This is a genomic window from Protofrankia sp. CiP1_Cm_nod3 (assembly GCF_982290655.1).
Window position 1 is genome coordinate 123081 of record NZ_CEVIVD010000002.1, and the last position, 2791, is coordinate 125871.

A 2791-nucleotide genomic window follows, 5' to 3' on the forward strand; every position below is an offset into this window, starting at 1 on the left:
GCCCGCCCGGTGCGCGTCACCCGGTCGGTGAGCGTCACCCGCTCCGGCCGGACGGTGAAGGTGCGCTCGTGCGCCGGGCGTCCGGGCAGGTGCCGGTAGCCGTCGTGGGACGCGGTGAGGACCGCCGTGTCGCCGTCCAGCGCCAGCCGGACGATCGTCGGGCGGGCGCGGCGGCCGGCGCGGAAGGCGCCCCAGACCTCGGTCGAGTCGGCTCCGTCGACGACCAGGCTCGCGTGCGCCGCGCTCGAGCGTTCGTGGTCGCGGACGGCTCCCGGGTCGTAGGTCGAGGTCGCGGTGTCGACGATCAGGGGGACGCCGTCGTACCAGAGCAGGAACGCGAGGGTGTCGGCGTGGGCGTGCGCGGGCAGCGTGTCCGGGCAGGCCGGCCCGACATCGGCGACGAGGTGGAAGCCGCCCGCCCACAGCACGGCGAGACCGCTGTCGGCGAGCAGCCGTGACCCGGTCCAGGCACCGGCGGACGAGATGCCGTCAGGCGGGAGGACGCCAGGAGGTGGGAGGGCGTCGGGCCAGGCGTCACCGCTGTCGCGGGCCGTCCGCTGCCGGCCAGGTCCCGGTCCCGCCGTTCCCGGTCCCGCCGTTCCCGGCCCCGCTGGTTCTCCTGCTTTGCTTGGTCCTGTCAGTCCTGCTGGTCCTGGTCCCGCGGTTCTCGGTCCGGTGGTCTCCGGGTTCGCGCAGCCTGGTCCGGCGGGTCCGCCGCTGACGGGCTCGTGGCCGCCGGGCAGGTCGCCGGACAGCAGGTGCTCCACCGCGTCGGCGGGGACCGGGTAGCCGTCGTTCAGCAGCGGCACCGTCCCGTCCGGGCCGATTATCTTACGTAGCCAGTCGCGCATCCGGGTGATCGCGGCCGGCAGGTCGTCCGGCACCGCCGCGCCGCTCGCCGCGAGCAGGCCGACCACGTCGTCGAGGTCGGCGAGCACCTGGCAGTGGTAGGCGGGCGCCCGCTCGTAGTGACCACCGTCGGCCAGCACCTGCCGGCGGGCCTCGCCGCGCAGCCTCTCGACCCACCGCCGGCGGCCCGCGGTGTCGCCGGCGGCCACCGCCAGCCCGATCAGGGCCTTGAGGTTCTTGACCAGATGGTTGCCGCCGACGTCGGTCTCCAGGTGCGGCCGCAGGAAGGCCGCGTGCCGGCCGAGGTCGGCGCGCACGGCCGCCTCGGCCGCGCCGCCCCGCGCGAGCGGCTCGAACAGCCCGCACAGCGTCCACGCGCGCAGGGACGCGACATAGGGCGCCCACGCGGTGCCGGCGCCCGGCGGCACTGGCCCGCGGCCACGACCGCGGCCGCGGCGCGTAACGGCCTGGCCGCCGTCGAGCGCCGCGGCGCCCCGGCTGCTGTCGATCATCGTGGCGGCCCGCCAGGACGTGTACAGCCGGGCGAAGGCAGCCCGGGCCTCGTCGCGGTCACCGTGCGCTGTCAGCGTCCAGGCCCAGTCCCAGTAGTGCAGGTGGTAGCGCCACAGCAGCGGCGCGCCGGCCTGCGCCCAGTCGAGTTCGGCCGGGCCGCCGCCCGGGGCGCGCAGCCGGCGGGGGTGGCCGAGCAGGGTCAGCGTCCCGTCGAGCAGTTCGGCCACGTCCGGCCAGGACGCGGCGCAGCGGCCGTCGAACGGTACGAAGGCGGACGGCCAGCAGCCGATCTCCGGGGCGGCCAGCCGCAGCAGCCGGTCGGTCGTCCCGGGGAAACGCCGGGTGAAGGCCCGCTGGCCGCGCAGGCGCACCCGGGCGGTGACCTGTTGTGGCCGCAGGTGCCGCACGGTCCGCGCGTACCGTGCGGCCGGCGCCGGCCAGCCGGCGGCGCGGGCCACAGCCGCGATCCCGTGGCCCGCCGGCGGGCATGGGCCGGTCACGTCAAGCGGCTCCGCCATGTCAGCGGCGCCCCTCGGCCAGCAGCGCCGCCTCGTCCCGGATGCCCCGCGCGAACGGCCGTGGCGCGAAGCCGAGGTCGGCGGCCGCGTCGGTGATCGGGAACGCCTTGTCCTCGGCGAGCCGGGCGATCTGCTCGGCGCGCAGCCGCGGGCGGGCCGCCAGCCGTTCGTACCCGCGGGCCGCGGCGAGCGTGGCGCGCAGCGGGAACGGGACGGTGACGGCCCGGCGCCCGACCGCGTCGGCGGCCTCCGCCACGATCGTCCGGAAGGTCAGTGCCTCCGGCCCGGCGAGGTTGTAGGCGCGGCCGGCGCAGGCGTCCGACCGGACCGCCGCCAGCACGGCGGCGGCGAGATCGTCGACGTGGACGGGCTGCTGCAGGCGCCTGCCGCCACCGGGCAGGGGCAGCAGCGGGCAGCGGCGCAGCGCGGCCAGCAGCCGCGCCATGTTCCGGTCGTCCGGGCCTCCGTAGATCATGGTGGGGCGCAGGATCGTCCAGTCGAGGCCACTGCTGGTGATCGTTTTCTCGGCGTCCGTCCGGATCCGCTTTGTCGCGGCCGGGAGCGTTGTGAAGATCGCGGCCGTGGAGATGAAGAGCGCCCGATGCGGCCCGGACGCCTCGGCCGCCGAGACGATCACGTCCGCGTGCCCGAAGCCGAGGGAGGCGATGTTGACCAGGACGTCGCCCTTGGCGGCCTGGAACGCGGCGTCCACCGAGGCGGGGTCGTCGAGATCGCCCGCGACGGCCTGCGCGCCCGCGCGTTCCAGGGCCTGGGCGGCCGCCGCGCCGCGGGCGAGCCCGATGACGTGGTGGCCGTCCCGGAGCGCGCCCGCGACCACCCGGCGTCCGAGGAATCCCGTTCCGCCGGTCACCAGCAGCCTCATGCGCGTCCTCGCCGCCCGGTGACGTCGG

The 2791-nt window shown here is 76.9% G+C and carries 2 protein-coding genes; both read right to left on the reverse strand.

The window, feature by feature from the left end; translation table 11 throughout:
- On the reverse strand, positions 1 to 1880 hold a 1880-nt coding region (locus tag AC5LUJ_RS01420; protein ID WP_493464347.1), incomplete at its 3' end, for a heparinase II/III domain-containing protein.
- Between the two features lies 1 nt (position 1881).
- Positions 1882 to 2791: SDR family oxidoreductase (locus AC5LUJ_RS01425; protein WP_493464348.1), on the reverse strand; the 910-nt coding region annotated here is incomplete at its 5' end.